This window comes from Rudaea cellulosilytica DSM 22992 (genome assembly GCF_000378125.1).
GTDB classification, from domain to species: domain Bacteria; phylum Pseudomonadota; class Gammaproteobacteria; order Xanthomonadales; family Rhodanobacteraceae; genus Rudaea; species Rudaea cellulosilytica.
This window is the reverse complement of the sequence record NZ_KB899242.1, coordinates 642,923-662,449: the sequence shown is the minus strand read 5'-3', so window position 1 is coordinate 662,449 and position 19,527 is coordinate 642,923. Positions and strand designations below refer to the sequence as shown.

Here is a 19,527-nt window from a genome sequence, read left to right as displayed (position 1 = left end):
ATAGAGCTTCTCCCGATCGGAGAAGGGAAGAACAGTCACTTCGGGGCGAGGCGAATTGCGCCATCGAGGCGGATCACGCTGCCGTTCATGTAGCGGTTCTGCAGGATGAACGCGACCGCGTCGGCGAATTCTTCCGCCGTGCCGAGGCGCGACGGATAGGGCACCTGCGCACAAAGCGAATTGTATACATTTTCCGGCATGCCCTCGACCATCGGCGTATGGAACACGCCCGGCGCGACGGTCATCACGCGCACGCCGATGCGCGCGAACTCGCGCGCGAGCGGCAAGGTCATGCCGACCACGCCGCCTTTCGACGCCGAATACGCGGCCTGGCCGATCTGGCCTTCGAACGCGGCAATCGATGCGGTGTTGACGATCACGCCGCGCTCGCCATCCTCGCCGGGCGCGTTGTGCTGGATCAGGTCGGCGGCGGCCTTGGCCACGTTGAAGCTGCCGATCAGGTTGACCGTCACCGTCGTCGCGAATGTCTTCAGCGGCATCGGGCCTTCCTTGCCGAGTGCGCGGCCGGCGCCGAGGATGCCGGCGCAGTTGATCGCGGTGTTGAGGCCGCCGAGCCATTCCTGTGCAGCCTTGGCGTTCGCCGCGACCTGCTCCTCGTTGCTCACGTCGGTGTTGAAGTAGCGCGTGTTCGTGCCGAGTGCGGCGACGGCCTGCGCGCCTTTCTCCGAGCTGACGTCGAACAGCGCGACCTTCGCGCCATGCGCGACGAGATGTTTGGCAACACCGAAACCAAGCCCGGATGCGCCGCCGGTGACGATGGCCTTGACCTGATCGAGTTGCATGAGCGCGCGTCCTGAGGCGGATAGGGGCGCGGATTGTAGCAAGGCTTCAAGAACCTATCTCAAAACTACTGTGCTCGACATTTCGCGCGCCGGCGGTGCTCGGAATCCTCATTTACTACCAGTAAACTCCGGTTCCTGTGCTCCGGCGACGCGCGAACTGCCTTCGCTCGCTACGTTTGAGATAGGTTCTAGTCCGATCAATTAGGCAGCTTCTGCAGACCGGCACCGGTCAGCAGGTAGGCCGGCGCGAAATCGGCGGCATCCAGTGTCGCCAGTTGCAGCAAGGCGGCGCCGGCGATTTGTGGGCTGAGCAGCGGGCCGGAGGATTGCACGAACGACTGCAGGAATGCCTCGACCGACTGGCCGGCACGCGCCGCGTAGGCCTGCACTGCCACCTTGCCGACACCGGTCTGCGGCGAGAACCGCGGCAGCACCGCGGTGAAAGTGATGTCCAGTCCGCCGCGCACAGCCTCGTTCTGTGCGTAGGCCGCGAGGAAACGCTGCATCGCCTTGGCGCCGGCGTAGCCGCCGCTGAGCGGCGAGCCGCCGAGCGCGGCACCGCTGCTGAAGACGACCACGCGGCTGCCGGGGCGCAACGGTTTCAGCAGGATCTCGCGCAGCCAGTGGAAGGCGATGCGCACGTCTGCCTGCCAGTTGGCCGAGAATGCCTCCCAACTCTGTTGCTGCAGCGGAAGCATGGGCGGGATCGCGCCGGCGACGAGGACGACGACGTCCGGGTCGTGGCGATCGAGCAGCAACGCGGGCAGCCCGGCGTCGCCGGCGTCCGCGATTTCCTGCCTGATCTCGCCAGTGTTTGCGCCGGCTTCGGCAAACTCCGTGCTCGAACGCGACACGGCGATGACGCGCGCGCCGGCTCCGGCAAAGGCCAGGGCGATGCCGCGGCCGATACCGCGACTGGCGCCGACGATCATCGCTGTCTTGCCGGAAAGCTCGTGCAATGGTTCGATCGGGTTGGTGTCGGGATTGGCAATGGGTTTTTCAGCAGGCGAAGGCATGTTGCGTTCCTCGTATCCGGTGGGAGTTGGTGGTACGCATTCGGGGACGAATGCGCGGGCGAGAACGATCCGGCCGGTTGCGAAAAATTTCGGCAATGGCGAATCCTTTGCCCACTCGGCAACGTCTCCTGGAGAGAACGCGCACAATGCATTTGCGAAAATGATGAGGAATCCCGTGCAACGCCACTCCCTTCACACTCGCGACACCTGGCACGCATGACATCGACGCGATCGGACGCGGTGCCCGCCGTGCAGCCTCTGGATGCTGCGGCGTTCGATCGCCTGATCGCCGCGCTCCGGCCGAGGCTGCATCGCTACTGCGCACGCATGACCGGATCGGTCGTCGACGGCGAGGATGTGCTGCAGGAGGCGCTGGCCAAGGCGCTCGAAGCATTGCCCGGCGCCGGCGCGATCGACGATGCCGACGCCTGGATGTTCCGCATCGCCCACAACGCCGCGCTCGATCATCTGCGCCAGCGCGCGCGGCGCGAAGCCGTTCATTCCGACGAAGACGTTGCGATGCTGGCCACCTCCGTTGCGATCGAGGACGAACATATGGCCGTCGAAACGAGCCTGCGCACCTTCATGCGATTGCCGGCATCGCAGCGCAGCTGCGTGATCCTCAAAGACGTGCTCGGTCACTCGATCGAGGAGATCGCCGGTGTGCTCGACGACGCAACGATCGCCTCGGTGAAGGCGGCGCTGCATCGTGGACGCGCGCGCCTGCGCGAGCTTTCCCTCGAAGCGGAGCCGACTCGCGTCGTGGCCCCGTCGAAGCGCGAACAGGCGCTGATCGCGGCCTACATCGACCGCTTCAATGCGCGCGACTTCGATGCGTTGCGCGCGATGCTCGCCGACGAGGTGCGCCTCGATCTCGTCGCGAGGACGCGCCTGAGCGGACGCACGCAAGTCGGCACCTACTACGGCCAGTACGAACGGCTCGCGGATTGGCGTTTCGTGCTTGGCAGCGTCGACGGCCGGCCCGCGGCGCTCGCCTTCGATCCGCACGATACCGCGGGAGCGCCTATCTATTTCGTGTTGTTGAGCTGGGATGGCGATCGTCTCGTCGGTATTCGCGATTTCCGCTACGCACGCTACGCGGTCGAAGGTGCCGAGTTCGCGACGCTGGCCTGAAGCGCATTCCTTCTCCCCGGAGGCTTGCCGCCGTCATGGGCTCGCTGCGATGCGGCGCACGTTCCACGCGCCCTGCCGGGGGCGCGGCGCTTCGATGAGCCGAATTTCCTCCTGTTCCGCTAACTATGCCGAGTCGAACGATCGGTTCGACCGTTTTTCGGTAATCGAGACAAGAGGAAATCCCGATGAAGTTCAAGACATCCCTGCTCGCGGCCGTGGTGCTGGCCGCTGCGAGCTTCGCGGCGACCGCCGCGGAAACCACTGCCATGTCGCCGCAGGCGCAGCGCGGCCGCTACCTCGTCCGCACCAGCGGCTGCAACGATTGCCACACGCCCGGCTACGCCCCGCAAGCCGGCCAGGTCGACGAGAAGCTGTGGCTCACGGGCGACGCGCTCGGCTGGAAGGGCCCGTGGGGCACGACCTATGCGACCAACCTGCGCCTGCTGTTGAACGGCTTGAGCGAGCAGCAGTGGCTCACGCACGCGCGCACGATGCAGCCGCGTCCGCCGATGCCGTGGTTCAACGTGCGCGCGATGAACGACGAGGACCTGAAGGCGATCTACGCGTTCGTAAAAACGCTCGGCCCGGCTGGCACCGCCGCGCCGGCCTATGTTCCGCCGGGTCAGCCCACGTCAGGGTCTGTCGTGCAGTTCCTTCCGTAGGGCGGTCAGGACAGGAAGCCGAGATTCGCCGTGGAAAATTCCTGGTAACGGAAAGTGCGTGTGAGGTCTGGCCTAGGGACAGGCCAGTCCGCCGACGCCGCTCAATCGCGTGATCGGCATCGAGCCGCTCGTATAGCCCGGGACGAGCGGCACCCACGAGGCGGTGCCGGTGTTGCAGTCGCTGAAACTCAGCGTGAACGTGCCCCATTTGTATTTGTTGCGTGCGACCGTCGCCGGATCGAAGGCTGGCGGAAACAGGCCGCCGGTCGAAGTGTAGACGTCCAGCGTCGCCATGCCGCCGCTGTAGCTGCCCTGGCCGAACAGCCACAGAGTATTGCCGGCGTTGTCGAACACGTACCAGATCGCAACGATGCTGCCGTTGCCGAGCACTTGCACGTCGAAGCCTTGGCCGGATTGGTTCTTGTTGTACCAGAGGCCGGTGATACCCGGCGTGATGGCGAAGGCGACCGCGTTGACGCGGACCGTGCCATGCATGCCCACGCCGGGGGCGCCGTGCGCCTCGCAGTAGTAGCCGAACGTGCCCGCGGTCGGAAAGCTGATCGTCACGCTCCAGTTGTTGTCGGCGACATTGCCGTTGCCGCCCTTGCCGTCGCCGTCGCAGCCGTTTGCGCAGCGGAATAGCCCCGTCGTGTCGGAGACGACGTTGTGCGACCCCGACACTTCGGAGAACGTGACCGTGTCGCCCGCGTTGATCGTCAGGGTCGACGGCGAAAACGCATCGTTGCTGCCGCCGACGCTGACCTGGTGATCGCTGGCGACGACGGGCGCGCTGAAAATTCCGGCGAACACGAAGAGGAGGGCAGCGAGTGGGGAACGATGCGTCGTCATGACAGGAAACCCAGGTTCTTCGTCGCGAAGTTGCCGACGTAGGGAAAGATCGTCGCGATGTCGCAATCCTGCACGCCGAGCCAGCTCGCGAGCGTCGCCGAGTACTGATCACTCGAGACCGCGGGAATCATCTGGCCGCGGCTGAGGCAATCGGGCCCGTTGAGCGTCTGGTCGGGGAACAGGTGCCCGCTCGCCGCGTTCGCGCCGTAGAGCTTCTGTCCTTTCACCGCGCCGCCCATCACGAACTGATTGCCGGCCCAGGCGTGATCGGTGCCGTCGCCGTTCGAATTGAGCGTGCGCGCGAATTCCGACAGCGTGAACGTCGTGATCGACTGCGGAATCTTCAGGTCGTTGACCGTGCAATCGTAGAACGCACCGAGCGCCTGCGAGACGGTGGTCAGCAGTTTGGGCTGGTCGTTGAGCTGGTTCGCATGCGTGTCGAAGCTGCCGTAGCCGATGAAGAAAATCTGCCGCTTCGCGTTGAGCATGCCGCGCATCGAGATGACCTTGGCCACTTCGGCGAGCGCCGCGGCGATCGGGTTGTTCGCCGGAAACACCGTCGTCAGCGCGGGCGCCTGCGCGAGCGCGGCGGTCATCGTGTTGTAGTAGTCGAGCGCATTGCCGACCTTGCCCGTGTACGCGCGCGACAAGGGGTCGGCATAGGTTTCGGCAAGCATCTCCGCAAGCGCAGTGATCCGCGCCGGACCCGTGCTGCCGGTGTAGCCGGCGAGGCTGGTCGGGCCGTTCGACGAGATCGAGTACGGCTGCACCGATGCGCCGGCTTGGAATCGGTTCTGGCCGCTCAGCGAGATCGACATCGGAATCGTCGCGCCGGCGTTGAGCACGTGCAGGCGGTCGGCGACGAGGCCGCCCCAGCCGGTCGTGCCGTTCTGTTTGGGCTGGCCGTACTGCCACTGTGCCTGCTGGTCGGCGTGCGAGAACAACTGCGGTGGCAGCGGGTAGCCCGGTTTCAGGTACTGCGTCTTGACGATCGGTTGCACGGCGGTGCCGACGTTGACGACGAACGCGCCGTTGCTGTTGTTGAACACGCGTTGCAGCTCCGGCAGATTCGGATGCAGGCCGTAGCTCTCGCCGGCGCCCGCGTTGAGCACGTTGATCGGCAGCAGCGTGTTCTGCGCGATCGCCATGCCGGTCGGTGCGGCGCCGCTGCGCGAGACGCTGTAGGTCGCGTAGCGCGTCGCATCGCTCGGGATCAGCATGTTCCATGAGTCGTTGCCGCCGAGCAGGAACAGGCAGATCAGCGCCTTGTAGTCGTTGACGTCGCCGTAGCTGCCGCAGAACGGTGCCGCGAGCGCGGAATTGACCAGGCCGAACTGGGTCATCAATGCGCCGCTCGTGGCCGCGGCGAGGCTCGAGCAGACGGCATCGCGCAGGAACAGGCGGCGCGAGGGATTGAATGAATAGCTCATGGCGCGCTCACTTCTGGATCGCGAATTCGGGGGAGATCAGGGTCAGCTGCAGCGCCGCCTGTGCGCGCGTGACCGCGCTCGTTGCGGGAATCGCGTTGATCATCTTGACCAGGCTGGCCTTCATCGCCGCGCTCATGCGGCCGTACAGCAGGTCGTGATTGATCTGCTCGGCCATCGCGTTCGCGTCGTTGGCGATCGCGGTCAGTGAGGACAGGTCGATCGCGATCGTCTCCGGCTTGTTGCCGCTGTTGCCGACGTAGGCATTGCTGCGCGCGGTGAGGTCATTGGCGCTCGATGCGACCGTCGACTCGTTGATGATCTGGAACTCCGGAGCGACCAGGCCGCTGTCGGCGATCTCGCCCGGTGGCGCGTAGAACGGCGAATAAAAATTGAATACCGACGAAGCCCCGAGCGGTCGCTCGGCGTAGCCGCTCTGCGGATTGTTGAAGGTGTACAGGCCGACCGACGCTGCGGCGTGATAGTAGCGCCACAACGCGGTCAGCTTGAGCAAAGGCTCGCGCGCCTTGCCGAAGGTGTAGCTCGCCGCGTACTGCGCGGGCAACGTTCCGCTGAGCGCCTCGCTGTCGGTGAGGATCGCCGTGACGACCTTGCTCAGGTCGCCGCCGCTGCTGCCGAACACCGCGCTGACGCGGCTGACGTAGGCGGGTGTCGGATTGCTCGTGACCAGGCGCTGGATCAGCTGTTTCGAGATGAACGGCGCGGTGTTCGGATGATTGACCAGAATCGCCAGACCCTGCTGCAGGTCGGCAGCACAGGAATTGTTCGCGGGGACGCCGAGCGCGTCGGAATTCGTGCCGTAGTTGCCGCTATAACTGATCAGCGTCTTCGCGCCGAAGTCGTGATAGGCGTCGTAGCAGACCAGTGGCTGATACTCGGCCACCGACCAGTTCTGGTAGTTCAGCGGGTTGGAGTTGAAACCGGTCGAGTAGCTCCAGCCGGTGAAGATGCGCGCGTAGGCCGAGACCGCTGCCTGCGGGTAGGTCGGGATCGGCTGACCGTTGGCGTCGAGCTTCTGCGAGCCGTCCGGGTTGAGCAGGATCAGGCCGATCGTGAACAACTGCATCACCTCGCGCGCGTAGTTCTCGTCAGGCGAGGTGCCCTTGCTGCTGTCGCCTTTCTGGTTGCGCAGGTAGGTGAGCATCTTCGACATCGCCGGGCTCAGCGTCACGTCGTAAATCAGGTTGGAGAACGTCGCTGCGTGCGAGATGCCGTTGGCATCGGTCCAGCCGCCGACGTCGCGCGCGAGCATGTCGTCGTACTCGGCCAGCGCGATCGGGTCCTGGTTCAACCCGGCGAACTGGTCGGAGACGACCATGATCTGCGACAGCGCCCAGGCGACGCGCTGGCGCAACTGGTCCGGCGCGGTGATCGCATTGTTGAACCATGCTTCCATGCGGTCGTTCTGGCCCGGATTCTGCACCGCCTTGTCCAGCGATTCGACGTAGGGCCGCATCGGCGTGGCCGGCATGGCGAACTGTTTGACGATCCAGGCGTGGTAGCCGAGCTGGCGCAGTTCGGCAATCGCGGCGGGCGTCGGGCCGAACGTGGCCATGGTCAGGAAGCGGGCGGCCTGTGCGTCGTCTGCCGGCACGTCTTGAACCAGCGGCGGAGCGAGGCGGATCGGATCGCGCGTCTGCCGGGGCAGCGGAAATCGCGGCGGCGTGTTCGCGGCTTGCGCAATGCCGGCGCAGAGCAGCGCGGCGGCGGCAACAATAGGTTTGCCCAGGCCGGAGGCGCCGATTATTCCGCACCGGAACGAAAATCTGCGAGGCGAAGACGGCTGCATGGACAACTCCCCAAAGAAGTTTGCACCGGATCCCCCGAGCCGAGCTTAACCCAAGCAACGCTGCCGCACGATGATGGTTGACACGGTTCGCGCAGCGATCAACTCAGCCTGCGATCAGCGCCTGTGCGATGGTCTCGCCGTCGAGTTGGGCGAAGGCGATCGGTTCGGCCGGAACGGACGCTGGCTCGCCGATCTGCGACTGCCACCAAACGACATCGTGCCAGGCCCCGAACTTGTAGCCGGCGTGGCGGAACAGCGCGCAACGGTGAAAGCCGCAGGCTTCGTGCAGCGCGATGCTGGCCGCGTTCGGCAGCGTGATGATGCCGTATGCGTTGACATAGTTCTGCGCTTGCAGCACGGCACGTAGCGCGGCGTAGAGACGCTTGCCGATGCCGCGCCCGTGAAACTGCGCATGCACGTAGGCGGTGACTTCAACCGACCAGCGATACGCGGCGCGCTCGCGATGCGGGCCGGCGTACGCGTAGCCTGCCACGCGATCGTCGACCACGGCGACGAGCCACGGATGCGTCGGCAACAGTTTCGCGATGCGCGCGGCCATCGCCGCGACACTCGGCACTTCGGTCTCGAACGAAACGGCCGCGTGTTCGACGTGCGGCGCGTAGATGTCGCGGATCGCAGCGGCATCGGCCGCGCTGGCCACGCGCAGCGTCACTCCGGTGTTCATGGCGCGCGGTAAACCTTGCCGTCCTTCATCACGAAGGTCACGTGCCTGACTGCTTCGATTGCTTGCGTCGGATCGCCCGCCACGGCGACGAGATCGGCACGCAGTCCGGGCGTGATGCGGCCGAATTCGTTCTGCTTGCGCAGGATCGCCGCATCGACGCTCGTTGCGGCGAGCAGGGCCTGCGTTGGGGTCATGCCGAGCTTGACCATCCATTCGAGCTCGCGCCAGTTCGTGCCGTGGGCGAACACGCCGACATCGCTGCCGCAGCCGATCTTCACGCCGACCTTCAATGCGGTGCGGAATGCGTTGGCCGATTCCTGCATGCGCTTCGACGGCGGCGTCTTGCCCGCCTCATACTTTTCAATCCGTGCTTGATTGTATGCGTCCGAGGCGGACGCATACTGCGCGATCGCCTCGACCGCGGTCAGCGTCGGTAGATAAGCGACGCCGCGCTGCTGCATCAACTTGAACGTGTCGGCGCTCGCCTCGTCGCCGTGCTCGATCGTGTCGACGCCGGCGAGCACGGCCATGCGCACGCCCGCATCGCTGGTCGCATGTACCGCGACCGGCCGGCCGGACAGGTGCGCGGCATCGATCATTGCCTTGAGTTCCGCCTCGGTGAACGCAGGCCGCGCCTCGCCGCCGGGGCCGATGCGGTAGTCGGCGTAGATCTTGATCCAGTCGGCGCCGTGACCGGCCTGTTCGCGCACCGCGGCAATGCCGGCGTCGATGCCGCTGATTTCCTGCGCGCCGGTCGGCAGGTCGATGTCGGGGCGGAAGCCGCGCGGTCCCGGGCCATACGATGCGGTCGCGACGATCGCGCGCGTGGCGACGAAGTAACGCGGGCCGGGAATCAATCCCTCGTCGATCGCGCGTTGCAGCGAGACGTCGGCGTAGCCCGCACCCTCGGTACCGAGATCGCGCAGCGTGGTGAAGCCCGCGAGCAGCGTGTCGCGCGCGTGCTGCGCGGCGAGCAGGGTGCGATACGCGGGCGGCTCCTTGAGCACCTGATCGTTCCAGTTCACCTCGTTGTACGGATGCAGGAACAGGTGCGCATGCAGATCGATCAGGCCCGGCAGCAGCGTCGTGTCGGGTAGGTCGACGATCTTCGCCTCGGCCGGCGCCTTGATCGACTCGGCCGGTCCGGCGGCGACGATGCGCTCGCCGTCGACGAGCACGACCCAACCGGAATGCGCGGCCTCGCTGGCGTTGCCGGTCCAGACGCGGGCGGGGCGCAGCAGTGTGGTCGCAGCTTGCGCCGACGCGCAGGCACAGAGCAGAGCACAAACGGCAAGCAGGGTACGCATCGCGTTCAACTGATCGAGCGGCGGAAGTCCAGATCGTAGCGCGAGCCGTGCACGAGCACATGCACGCGCAGGTTGGTGATGCTGATCGGCCCGGCAGGTCCCGCCTCGGCGACGTTGGAATGGCCGACATCGGACGGATCGACGACGGTGATGCCGCCGTGGCCGACGATGTCGACCACGTTGTCGGGGCCGATGAACGCGGCCGTGTCCGGATCGATGCCGATGCCGAGCGCGAACGGATTGAGCGCGAGTGCGGCGAGCAGGCGGCCAAGCCGGTCCGCGCCAGCGCCGCCCTGGTCGATGACGAGGCGGTTCGACAGGCCGAGCCCCGGCGCCAGCGTGACGCTGCCCATGCGCGGCGTCGGTCCGTGCGCGCCGCCGGCGAGCATGTGCTCGGCGAGGATCGCCGCGCCCGGGCCGATGCCGGCGACGGCGACGCCGTCCGCATTGCGCCGGCGCAGCATGCGCGCGAGCTGGGTGCCGCCGAGCAGGGTCGACAGGCGCAATGGATTATCGGCGCTGAGCACGACAAGGTCGGCGCGTTCGAGCAGCACCAAGGCGGCCGGATGGTCACTGTCGCTGCGGTTGGTCAGCGCGAGCCGGTGCACCTGCCCCGCGCCGAGCGTGAGCAGCGCGGCCTCGATGTCGTCCGCAGCCGCGTCGCCCGCAGTCTGCGCACTGATGACGACGATCTGCGGCCGCTGGCTGAACATGGCGAGCATGCGCCGGAAGATTTCGGTATAGCCGTCAGGCCGCGCCTGCGTGCCGATCGGAATCAGATAACCGCGGGACTGGTCTGGAGCGAGGCGAGCGGGCAAGGCGTTTCCTTCGCGCTGGTAAGGATTCGATTATAGCCGCGAAGAAAAGACAAGTTGGTCGCAGGCGCTCTTTCGTGTCGCTAGTGCCGGGCATCTTCATCTGCCGCGGCGAGTCGGCTGTGGCGCAGGCCATAACCGAAGTACACGACGCATCCGAGTACGAGCCAGGCGAGAAAACGCAGGTAGGTCGTGTACGGCAGGCCCCAGATCAGCCAGCACGAGAAGCCGATGCCGATGATCGGCACGAGCGGCACGAATGGCGTACGGAATGGACGCTGCAGGTTGGGCTGGCGCCAGCGCAGTACGGCGACCGCGCTGCAGATCACGATGAACGCGCCGAGCACGCCGATATTGACGAGCTTGGCCAGCTCGTCGAGCGGGAACAGGCCGGCCGCGACTGCCGTGACCAGGCCGAGCAATATTGTCGTGCGATGCGGCGTGCGCCAGCGCGGATGCACGGCGGCGAACCAGCCGGGCAGGAGTCCGTCGCGCGACAACGCGAACCAGATGCGCGCGCCGGCGAGCAGGTTGGCGAAGATCACGCTGGTGATGCCGCAGATCGAGGCGAGCGAGATCGCGATCATCACCTGCGGCAGCCCGATCGCAGTGAACGCATGCGCGACCGGCGCGTCGTTGTTCAAGCTCGTGTAAGGCACGATGCCGGTGAGCACGAGGCAGATCGCGAAATACAGCGTCATCGCGATCGCCAGAGACAACACTACCGCGCGTGGCAGGTCGCGCTGCGGGTTCTTCGCTTCCTCGGCTGCGGTCGTAAGCATGTCGTAGCCGAACACGGCGAAGAACACGATCGCCGCGCCGGTGACGACGCCATGCATGCCGAACGGCATGAACGGATGCCAGCGCGCCGGATCAACAAAGGCGGCGCCGGCGATCACGATCAGCGCGGCCGCGCCGATCTTGATCGCGACGATCAGCGTGTTGAAGCGCGCGCCCCATTCCATGCGCGCGGCGAGCAGGGCGGTGATCGCGAGCGAGATCAGCACGGCGGGCAGGTTGAACAGTCGCCCCGGCGCGCTGCCCCAGGCGCCCTGCGCCCACACCGGCAACGGCACATGGAATGTCTCGAGCAGCGCTTGCACGTAGCCCGACCAGCCGACGGCGACGACCGCGGCGATCAATGCGTATTCGAGCAGCAGATCCCAGCCGATGATCCAGCCGGCGAATTCGCCAAGCACGGCGTAGCCGTAAGTGTAGGCGCTGCCGGAAACAGGAATCAGCCCGGCGAACTCCGCGTAGCACAGCGCCGCAGCGGCGCTGGCGATGCCGGCGATCAGGAACGACAGCACCACGGCCGGCCCGGCCTGCGTCGCCGCGACCGTGCCGGTCAGCACGAAGATGCCGACGCCGATGATGCCGCCGAGGCCGATCGCGGTGAGCTGCCACAGGCCGAGCACGCGACGCAGTTCGCCACGCTGTGCGGCTTCGGCCTGGAGCATGGCGACCGATTTGCGGCGGAACAGTGCGGCGAGAATCGTCATGCGGCTGCGCTCCTCAGTCTATGGATTGGCGCGCCTCGAAAAACCGTAGCGAGCGAAGAGAATTTGCGCGTCGCCGGAGCGCAGGAACCGGAGTGTACAGTCGAGTACATGAGGATTCCGAGCACCGCCGGCGCGCAAATTATCGAGCGTAGTAGGTTTTTCGAGGTGCGCCGAATCAGTCGGCGAACGGTTGGTCTATAGCGGGCGACGGTGGAGTGAACCACGCGGCGCCGTCTTCGGTCACGTGGAAGTGGTCCTCGAGGCGCACGCCGAATTTGCCTGGTACGACGATCATCGGCTCATTGCTGCAGCAGTTGCCCTGTGCCAGCGGCGTGGTGTTGCCGCGCACGACGTAGGGCGCTTCGTGCACCGACAGCCCGCAGCCGTGGCCGGTGCGGTGCGGCATGCCGGGCAGGCGATAGTCGGGTCCGAGTCCGCTGCCGGCGAGCACGCTGCGTGCGGTGGCGTCAACCGCCTCGCCCGAAACGCCGGGGCGCACGGCGGCGAATGCCGCGGCTTGCGCGGCGCGTTCGAGTTCCCAGATGCGCGCGTGTTCCGCTGAAGGCCTGCCATAGATGTAGGTACGCGTGATGTCGGAGTTGTAGCCCTGCACGCTGCAACCGGTGTCGATCAACACGAGTTCGTTCTCGCCCAGGCGCTGCTCGCCGGGGATGCCGTGCGGATGCGCGGTTGCTTCGCCGAATTGCACGATGCAGAAGGTCGAGCCGTTGTCCGCGCCGAGGCGGCGATGGGCGCGGTCGATGAAGTATTTCAGCTGTGTGGTGGTGATGCCCTCGTACACGATGCCGGCGGCGAGTCGGTGCACCTGCAGGGTCATGTCGCAGGCCTGCTGCATCAACGCGAGCTCGGCCGGCGACTTGCGCGCGCGGCAGCCGTCGACGATCGCCTGCGCATCGACGATCGCGCCGGTGCCGAGCACGCCGCGCAGGCCGGCATAGGCGAAGAATGGCGCTGCCGGATCGAGCGCGAGCGAGCGCGCACCGCGCTCGGTCATTGCTGCTGCGACGAGAGTGTAGGGATTCTCGTGCTCCTCCCAGAGCCGCAGCTGCGCCGGAATCGCAAGCACGTGCTGCAGCGTCGCCACCTCGAAGCCGGGGCAGATCGCGATCGGCTCGCCGGCCGGCGTGATCAACAGCGCGACAAGGCGCTCGCTTGCTCCCCAGGCCACACCGCAGAAGTAGCGCAGCGACGCGCCGGCGGTGATCAGCAGCGCATCGCTGCCATGCTCGCGCAGCAGCGCACGCGCTTGCTCGATGCGTGCCTCGTACTCGGTGCGCGCGATCGGCGTGGCCAGCCGCGCCCATGGCGCGAGCCGGGTTTCGGCATCGGCGTCGGTCAGATGTCCGATCTGTGCGCTCACGAGGTTTCCCCCGCGGCGACGTTGGCAGTCGTCCAGACGCCGTCGACCAGGCGCTGAAAGCCGCGCGGATTCGCATCGCGCAGATCTTCCGGCAGCAACCGGGGCGGTACCTGATCGTAACTGTGCAACGCCGCGAAGCGGCGGATCGCGGTCGGCATGCCGACTGCGGTGAAACCGGAATGGCTCGTCGCCGGATAGGGGCCACCGTGGTTCATCGCCGCGCTAACCGCGACGCCGGTCGGCATCTTGTTGCCGATCAGGCGGCCGATGCGCGGGCGCAGCGCACGGGCGATTTCCGTCGCCGCGTCGTCGTCGATGCGATCTTGTTTACTTGTATACAATGTGCCGGTGAGGTTGCCGTCGAGGGCACGCGCGATCGCGACCATCTCCGCAATGCCGCTTGCGCGCACGATCAGGCTGGCTGGGCCGAACACCTCGGTCATCAACGCCTGTGTGGCGGCGAGAAATTGGCGCGCATCGACGCCGAGCAGGGCCGGAGCCTGGCGATACCCCGCTTCGGCGCTGTCCCTGCCGTGCGCGAGCACTTGAGCGCCCGCATCCACGAGTGCCGCCAGTCCGCGGCGGAACTGGTTGCGCACGTGCTGCGAGAACAGCACGCTCGCGGGCGCATCGGTGAACAGCCGGCTCGCTGCGGCGACGAAGGCGTCGCCGTGCGCACCCTGCGGAACGACCATGACGCCCGGGTTGGTGCAGAACTGGCCGCTGCCGAGCGTGCACGAGGCGAAGAATTCCTGGGCCAGCTCGGCGCCACGCTCGGCTAGCGCGCCGGGCAGCAGGAACACCGGGTTGACGCTCGACATCTCCGCATAGATCGGTACGCCGGCTGCATCGGCTGCGGCCTTGAGCGCGAGTCCACCCGCGCGGCTGCCGGTGAACCCGATCGCGCCGACGCGTGCGTCGCCGGCGATCCCGGCGCCGAGCGTGTAATCGAAGTCGTACAGCATCTGCACGCTCGCCGCGGGCAATCCGGCGTCAAGTACGGCGAGATGAGCCAGGTAGGCCAGGCGTCTGCTCGTCGCCGGATGCGCGGGATGGGCTTTCGCGATCACCGGATTTTGCGCGGCGATCGCGCTGGCGAAATCGCTGCCGGCAACGGCGTTGAACGCGAACGGAAAGTTGTTCGGCCCGAACACGACCACGGGTTTCGTCAGCGGCGCAAAATGCGAGCGCAGACCGGCGTGCGTGTCGATCGTCGGCTGCGTCCACGAGCTCGTGCGCACGGCCTGTGCGGCCTGACGCAACTGGTTCGTCGTGCGCGGCAGCTCGACCTTGGCCAGGCGCGGCTCACGCGGCAGCGCGGTTTCCGCGTGGGCGAGGTTGACCAGCGTTTCCGCGTCGGCTTCGATCGCCGCGGCGTAGGCGTCGAGAAACCCGGCGATACGCTCCGGCGCGCAAGCCGCGAGCGCGATGGCGGCTTCGCTCGCCGCAGCGAGCGCGGCCTCGATGTCGGCGGCGCCGCTGAGCGGGAACTGGGGGCCGATCTCCTCGCCCGAGGTCGGGTCGAAGGCGCGAAAGCTCGCGCGCGCGTCCTGCGAAGCGCGCCAGGTTCCGCCGATCAGCACGGATTCGAAGGCGTTCATGTCACAACTGTGGTCGAGTCGCGATGGCGTGGTCGATCACCGCGAGTGCTGCGCTGCGCTCGGCGCCTTCGAGCACGAGTCGCGGAGCGCGTACGCGCTCATTGCCCCTGCCGACCTTCTCCTGCACGAGCTTGATCAGTTGCACGAACTTCGGCACGGTGTCGAGGCGCAGCAGCGGCAAGAACCACGCGTAGAGCTCGGCTGCAGCTTTCGATCCACCGTCGCGCGCGAGCTCGAACAGTTTCACCGATTCGCGCGGATAGGCATTGACCAGGCCGGCGATCCAGCCGGTGGCGCCCATCGCGATGCCTTCGACGATCGCATCGTCCATGCCGACCAGAAGTTCGAGTCGATCGCCGAGCAGACTCTTGATCGCGGCGAAGCGGCGCACGTCGCCCGAGGATTCCTTCACCGCCTGCACGTTCGGATATTGCTGCGCGAGCTCGGCGATCTGCGCGGGCGAGAAATCGGTTTTGTAGGCGATCGGGTTGTTGTAGATCATGCACGGCAAGTCGGTCGCTTCGATCACCGCGCGCAGATGCGCGCCCATCTCGCACCAGTCGGTCGAATAGACATAGGGCGGCAGCACCATGAGACCGCGACAGCCGATCGCTTTCGCCTCGCGCGCGAGGCGCACGGCTTCGGCGGTGGACAGCGCGGCGATGCCCGGAATCACCGGCGCGCGCTCGCCGAGCGCCGCGACCAGCGTGCGCAGGATCGCGAGCTTCTCATCGAACCCCAGCGTCGCCGCTTCGCCGAGCGAGCCGAGAGGAACGATGCCGGTGCAGCCGGAATCGATCAGCCAACGCGCGTGTTCGGCGATGAAGGCGTGGTCGACTTGGCCGTCGGCGGTGAATGGCGTGGTGATTGCGGTGATCACACCGCGCCAGATCGAAGGGTTGCTCATGCGAAGGTCTCCTAGTCGAATCGTAAAAGAATTAGTTCGGGGTTGAAGCGAAATCGGCCTCGGCCAGCGTTGCCAGCCGTGCGGGAAAGATCGGCGGGCGCGGACCGCCGCGTGGGAAGCGGCCGAGCTCGGCCAGCGCCGTGCCGCAGATGCGGCCCTGGCAGGCGCCCATGCCGCAGCGGGTCTGCAGCTTGGCCGCACGTGCGTCGCCGAAATCGCGCAGCGCGGACCAGGTGACATCTTCGCAGCGGCAGACAATCGTGTCGTCCGTCGCCAGCTCGCGGATGCGCGCGTCGAGTGTGAAACGGGTTTCGAGCAATGCGGAAAAGCGGCGCGCGTGGCGCTGCGCGGACCGTAATGCCTGCGCGGCCTGCGTCGCGCCGACCGCGGCATGTCCCGCGATCGCGCCTTCGATGCGCGCGCTGTCGCGCCCACCGATGCCGCAGACTTCGCCGGCGGCGTAGACGTTGGCGATGCTCGTGCGCTGATCGTCGTCGACTTCGACGTGCGGATGCGAGCCGTTGCGGGTCAGCGCGCACCCGAGCAGTTGCGCGAGTTCGACGTTCGGCACGAGGCCGTAGCCGACGGCGAGATGGTCGCATTCGATGCGTACTAAATTTTCCCCGATCTGCACTTCCACGCTGCGCAACCGCGCATCACCGTGCGCCGCGCGCACGAACGCAGCCGCGTGGTAGGGCACGCCGGTAAGCGTGGCACGCAAGACGAGCGCTTGCGCGGCTTTCTGCGGCCAGCGCCAGAGCGCGCCGGCGAACGCGGCCAGTTGTTTCGCGGACGCCTGTTCGCAGATCGCGGCGATGCTGGCGCCGTGCTTGCGCAGCGTCGCCGCGACCGCGAGCAGTAGAGGCCCGGAACCGGCGATGACGACGCGCTTGCCGGCAATCGGCCAGCCTTGCTTGATCAGCGCCTGCGCGCCGCCGGCGCCGAACACGCCGGGCAGAGTCCAGCCCGGAAACGGCAGCAGCAGTTCGCGTGCGCCGCAGGCAAGCACGAGCTTGTCGTAACGCAGGGTGCGCGCCTGTGCCGCTTGTTCGACCAGAAGTTCTTTGTCCGTCGCGGCAACGATCTGCGTCTGCGTGAAGCGCGCAATATTCGTGCGGCGCTCGACGGCATGGAATGCGTGTCGGGCCATGCGCGGTGCCTCGGCGCGCACATCGCGGCGCCAGACCTGGCCGCCCAGCGTCGCCTGCGCATCGAGCAGACCGACGCGTGCGCCGTGGCCTGCAGCCGCGTCTGCAGCGGCGAGTCCGGCCGGACCTGCGCCGACGACGAGCACATCGTAGTGCTCAGCCATGCGCCGGCTCCATCGCGGTTTCCACGCGCATGCCTTCGCGTACGATCGTCATGCAGGCGCGCTGATGATCGATGCCGTCGATGCGCACGCGACATTCAAAGCACACACCCATGCCGCACAGCGGCGCACGCGCACCGCCGCCGGGTCGGCGACCGAAGCGCAGCGTGACCTGGGCGATCGCCGCAGCGACGCTGGCGCCGACCGGTGCTTCGACCGCCACGCCGTCGACGTGCAGACACACGGGCTTCGCCGTTGTATTCATGCGCGCACTCGCGACGGCAGGTAGGGAGCCGGATCGATCGCACTGCGACGCCCGAGCAGCTGATCGATGACAAGGTGTGCGCTGGCAAGCGCCGTCGTTATGCCGAGTCCTTCGTGGCCCGCGGCAACCCAGACATCGCGCAGCCCGGGCACCGCGCCGAGGTAGGGGCGGCCGTCCGGCGTGGTCGGGCGCAAGCCGGTCCAGATGCGCAAGGCCTGCAGATCGCACAGGCGCGGTAGGAAGGCGAACGCGCGCTCGAGCATGCGCCGCACGATGGTCATCGAGACCTCGCTCGAAGAGTCGAATTCGCGCGACGAGCCGATCAGCACTTGCCCGGTCGGACGCGGCTGCACATTGAACGCGACCGAGGTGGGCGCGTTGCCGTGCGCACTGTCGGCGTAACCGAGTTCGAGCAGTTGATGGCGCACGAATGCCGGATAGCGATCGGTGATGACGAGATGGCCTTTGCGCGCGCGCAGCGGCAGCATCGGCAGCAACTCGGGCAGGGCGCAGCCCGTGGCGACGAGCACGGGGCCGCTCAGGCGCGTGCCGCCATCCAGCACGACGCCGTCGCCGCTCAGCGCGTGTACGCGGCGACCGAGATGCAGCTGAGTGTTGCGCGTGGTCGCGCGCTTGACGAGAAACTCGGCGACGCGCGGCGGATAGACCACGGCTTCCGCGGCGACGAGCATGCCGCCGGCGAGGCCGCGGGCGAGTTCGGGTTCGAGTTCATACAGTGCCTTCGCATCGACCGCTTCGGCAACGACGCCAGCCTGCGCGAGGCGTGCGATCTTCGCCGCGATGCCCGCGTACTCTCGTTCGTCGCGCGCGACCCACAGCGTGCCGCAGCGGCTGAATTCGGCTTCGGGCAGTTGCGCATAGGCTTCCCACATCTGCTGCGAATGGCGCGACAGTGCGAGTTCGGCCGGGTCGTCGTCCATTACGACGAGATGGCCCATCGACGCCGCGGTGGCGCCGCCGCCGACGGGGCCGGGTTCGACGATTGCGACGCGCAGGCCCTCCGCCGCGGCGAGGTCCGCGCAGGCCGCGCCGACGATGCCGGCGCCGACGACGATCAGGTCGAACGTGTTCACGCGCGCCCGGCTTCGGCGCCGATGCCCCAGGCGAACGGGTCGGCGGGATCGATGAACAGCGCGCCCTGCGACGTCACGTGCGCGCTGCCGGTGATGCGCGGCAGCACACCTCGCGCGCCGAGGGCATACGTTGCATCGAACACGCTGCCGAGGATGCTTTCCTGTCGCCACGTCGCACCGGGGGCGAGCTTGCCGTCGGCGGCGAGGCAGGCGATCTTCGCGCTCGTGCCGGTGCCGCAGGGACTGCGGTCGTAGGCGAGGCCCGGGCAGAGCACGAAGTTGCGCGCATCGACGCCGGGTGTGAGCGAGACGGCGTTGATCTCGATGTGGTCGATCTCGGCGCCGTCCGCGCCGGTGATGTGGTTTGCTTGCAGCGCGAGGCGCACGTTCTCGGTATACGCAGTCAGTTCGCGCACACGCGCGAAGTCCAAAGGCACCGGCGAATCCTTGGTGATGAAGAACCAGTTGCCGCCCCAGGCGATGTCGCCGGTCACCGCGCCGAAACCGGGGACATCGACGCGCACGTTCGTCGCGAGGCGATAGCTTTCGACGTTGGCTATCGATACGCGGCCGTCGGCGTGCAGCTCCGCGCCGACCATGCCGACCGGCGTTTCCAGCCTATGCAGGCCCGGCGCAATGCGACCGAGGTGGGCGAGGGTGCGGATCACGCCGATGCTGCCGTGCCCGCACATGCCGAGAGTGCCGACGTTGTTGAAGAAGATCACGCCGGTGCAGGCCTTCGGGTCGACGGCCGGCAACAACAGCGCACCGACCATCGTGTCGGAGCCGCGCGGCTCGCAGGCGATCGCGCTGCGCCAGCGGTCGAATTCGCGGCGGAAGCGCTCGCGGCGTTCGGCCAACGGACCGCTGCCAAGATCGGGAAAGCCGGCAACGACAACTCGCGTAGGTTCGCCGCCGGTGTGCGAATCGATGATCTCTATCTTATGCATGTCGGCATCT

Annotated in this window: 18 protein-coding genes; 2 read left to right on the top strand and 16 right to left on the bottom strand. The window is 67.0% G+C overall.

What is annotated here, in order from left to right:
* Positions 1–35: 35 nt before the first annotated feature.
* Together F455_RS0112710 and F455_RS0112705 are read right to left on the bottom strand one after the other, a co-directional pair.
* Complete coding sequence (locus tag F455_RS0112710) at positions 36–803, bottom strand: SDR family NAD(P)-dependent oxidoreductase (protein WP_018973678.1); 768 nt, start codon at positions 801–803, stop codon at positions 36–38.
* Positions 804–1,000: 197 nt separating this feature from the next.
* Positions 1,001–1,819: an SDR family NAD(P)-dependent oxidoreductase gene (locus F455_RS0112705; RefSeq protein ID WP_051084206.1), complete on the bottom strand. Its 819-nt coding sequence runs from the start codon at positions 1,817–1,819 to the stop codon at positions 1,001–1,003.
* A 216-nt stretch (positions 1,820–2,035) separates the two neighbouring features.
* On the opposite strand from F455_RS0112705, the gene F455_RS0112700 reads away from it, so the two are divergent.
* Both F455_RS0112700 and F455_RS0112695 read left to right on the top strand, forming a co-directional pair.
* A complete protein-coding gene (locus F455_RS0112700) occupies positions 2,036–2,953 on the top strand; it encodes a sigma-70 family RNA polymerase sigma factor (RefSeq protein WP_018973676.1) in 918 nt (305 codons plus the stop codon).
* Between the two features lie 185 nt (positions 2,954–3,138).
* Positions 3,139–3,615, top strand: coding sequence for a c-type cytochrome (locus tag F455_RS0112695; RefSeq protein ID WP_018973675.1), 477 nt, complete (start codon positions 3,139–3,141; stop codon positions 3,613–3,615).
* Between the two features lie 72 nt (positions 3,616–3,687).
* Here F455_RS0112695 and F455_RS22090 read toward each other — a convergent pair whose 3' ends face one another.
* From F455_RS22090 to F455_RS0112625, 14 genes are all read right to left on the bottom strand, one after another.
* Positions 3,688–4,464 (bottom strand): cupredoxin domain-containing protein, encoded by a 777-nt coding sequence (locus tag F455_RS22090; RefSeq protein WP_018973674.1) that lies wholly within the window; start codon positions 4,462–4,464, stop codon positions 3,688–3,690.
* Positions 4,461–5,894 carry a DUF1501 domain-containing protein gene (locus tag F455_RS0112685; RefSeq protein WP_018973673.1) on the bottom strand — a complete coding sequence of 478 codons (1,434 nt, stop codon included), beginning with the start codon at positions 5,892–5,894 and terminating at the stop codon, positions 4,461–4,463. Before F455_RS0112685 ends, F455_RS22090 begins: the two co-directional genes overlap by 4 nt.
* A 7-nt stretch (positions 5,895–5,901) precedes the next feature.
* A complete protein-coding gene (locus tag F455_RS20780) occupies positions 5,902–7,701 on the bottom strand; it encodes a DUF1800 domain-containing protein (RefSeq protein WP_018973672.1) in 1,800 nt (599 codons plus the stop codon).
* A gap of 103 nt (positions 7,702–7,804) precedes the next feature.
* Positions 7,805–8,386 (bottom strand): arsinothricin resistance N-acetyltransferase ArsN1 family B, encoded by a 582-nt coding sequence (locus tag F455_RS0112675; protein WP_018973671.1) that lies wholly within the window; start codon positions 8,384–8,386, stop codon positions 7,805–7,807.
* Positions 8,383–9,693 carry a metal-dependent hydrolase family protein gene (locus F455_RS0112670; RefSeq protein WP_033410026.1) on the bottom strand — a complete coding sequence of 437 codons (1,311 nt, stop codon included), beginning with the start codon at positions 9,691–9,693 and terminating at the stop codon, positions 8,383–8,385. The genes F455_RS0112675 and F455_RS0112670 overlap by 4 nt, the downstream gene beginning before the upstream one ends.
* Before the next feature lie 5 nt (positions 9,694–9,698).
* The gene (locus F455_RS0112665) at positions 9,699–10,511 is read right to left on the bottom strand and encodes a cyanophycinase (RefSeq protein WP_018973669.1); all 813 of its coding nucleotides are present in this window, start codon (positions 10,509–10,511) and stop codon (positions 9,699–9,701) included.
* A gap of 80 nt (positions 10,512–10,591) precedes the next feature.
* Positions 10,592–12,010: an amino acid permease gene (locus F455_RS0112660; protein WP_018973668.1), complete on the bottom strand. Its 1,419-nt coding sequence runs from the start codon at positions 12,008–12,010 to the stop codon at positions 10,592–10,594.
* A gap of 175 nt (positions 12,011–12,185) precedes the next feature.
* A complete protein-coding gene (locus F455_RS0112655; RefSeq protein ID WP_018973667.1) occupies positions 12,186–13,391 on the bottom strand; it encodes a M24 family metallopeptidase in 1,206 nt (401 codons plus the stop codon).
* On the bottom strand, positions 13,388–14,992 hold the full coding sequence (locus tag F455_RS0112650; RefSeq protein WP_018973666.1) for an aldehyde dehydrogenase family protein: 1,605 nt from the start codon (positions 14,990–14,992) through the stop codon (positions 13,388–13,390). Before F455_RS0112650 ends, F455_RS0112655 begins: the two co-directional genes overlap by 4 nt.
* A gap of 1 nt (position 14,993) precedes the next feature.
* Complete coding sequence (locus tag F455_RS0112645; protein ID WP_018973665.1) at positions 14,994–15,899, bottom strand: dihydrodipicolinate synthase family protein; 906 nt, start codon at positions 15,897–15,899, stop codon at positions 14,994–14,996.
* Between the two features lie 31 nt (positions 15,900–15,930).
* Positions 15,931–17,211, bottom strand: a complete 1,281-nt coding sequence (locus F455_RS0112640; protein ID WP_018973664.1) for an NAD(P)/FAD-dependent oxidoreductase — start codon at positions 17,209–17,211, stop codon at positions 15,931–15,933.
* Positions 17,204–17,473, bottom strand: coding sequence for a (2Fe-2S)-binding protein (locus F455_RS0112635; protein ID WP_018973663.1), 270 nt, complete (start codon positions 17,471–17,473; stop codon positions 17,204–17,206). The genes F455_RS0112640 and F455_RS0112635 overlap by 8 nt, the downstream gene beginning before the upstream one ends.
* On the bottom strand, positions 17,470–18,567 hold the full coding sequence (locus tag F455_RS0112630; RefSeq protein ID WP_018973662.1) for an NAD(P)/FAD-dependent oxidoreductase: 1,098 nt from the start codon (positions 18,565–18,567) through the stop codon (positions 17,470–17,472). Before F455_RS0112630 ends, F455_RS0112635 begins: the two co-directional genes overlap by 4 nt.
* Complete coding sequence (locus F455_RS0112625; RefSeq protein WP_018973661.1) at positions 18,564–19,517, bottom strand: 4-hydroxyproline epimerase; 954 nt, start codon at positions 19,515–19,517, stop codon at positions 18,564–18,566. The genes F455_RS0112630 and F455_RS0112625 overlap by 4 nt, the downstream gene beginning before the upstream one ends.
* Between the last annotated feature and the right edge of the window lie 10 nt (positions 19,518–19,527).

Bases quoted from the DNA above. Each gene is read 5' to 3' on its own strand.
- F455_RS0112710 (WP_018973678.1), bottom strand. From the start codon at position 803: ATGCAACTCGATCAGGTCAAGGCCATCGTCACCGGCGGCGCATCCGGG.
- F455_RS0112705 (WP_051084206.1), bottom strand. From the start codon at position 1,819: ATGCCTTCGCCTGCTGAAAAACCCATTGCCAATCCCGACACCAACCCG.
- F455_RS0112700 (WP_018973676.1), top strand. From the start codon at position 2,036: ATGACATCGACGCGATCGGACGCGGTGCCCGCCGTGCAGCCTCTGGAT.
- F455_RS0112695 (WP_018973675.1), top strand. From the start codon at position 3,139: ATGAAGTTCAAGACATCCCTGCTCGCGGCCGTGGTGCTGGCCGCTGCG.
- F455_RS22090 (WP_018973674.1), bottom strand. From the start codon at position 4,464: ATGACGACGCATCGTTCCCCACTCGCTGCCCTCCTCTTCGTGTTCGCC.
- F455_RS0112685 (WP_018973673.1), bottom strand. From the start codon at position 5,894: ATGAGCTATTCATTCAATCCCTCGCGCCGCCTGTTCCTGCGCGATGCC.
- F455_RS20780 (WP_018973672.1), bottom strand. From the start codon at position 7,701: ATGCAGCCGTCTTCGCCTCGCAGATTTTCGTTCCGGTGCGGAATAATC.
- F455_RS0112675 (WP_018973671.1), bottom strand. From the start codon at position 8,386: ATGAACACCGGAGTGACGCTGCGCGTGGCCAGCGCGGCCGATGCCGCT.
- F455_RS0112670 (WP_033410026.1), bottom strand. From the start codon at position 9,693: ATGCGTACCCTGCTTGCCGTTTGTGCTCTGCTCTGTGCCTGCGCGTCG.
- F455_RS0112660 (WP_018973668.1), bottom strand. From the start codon at position 12,010: ATGACGATTCTCGCCGCACTGTTCCGCCGCAAATCGGTCGCCATGCTC.
- F455_RS0112650 (WP_018973666.1), bottom strand. From the start codon at position 14,992: ATGAACGCCTTCGAATCCGTGCTGATCGGCGGAACCTGGCGCGCTTCG.
- F455_RS0112645 (WP_018973665.1), bottom strand. From the start codon at position 15,899: ATGAGCAACCCTTCGATCTGGCGCGGTGTGATCACCGCAATCACCACG.
- F455_RS0112640 (WP_018973664.1), bottom strand. From the start codon at position 17,211: ATGGCTGAGCACTACGATGTGCTCGTCGTCGGCGCAGGTCCGGCCGGA.
- F455_RS0112635 (WP_018973663.1), bottom strand. From the start codon at position 17,473: ATGAATACAACGGCGAAGCCCGTGTGTCTGCACGTCGACGGCGTGGCG.
- F455_RS0112625 (WP_018973661.1), bottom strand. From the start codon at position 19,517: ATGCATAAGATAGAGATCATCGATTCGCACACCGGCGGCGAACCTACG.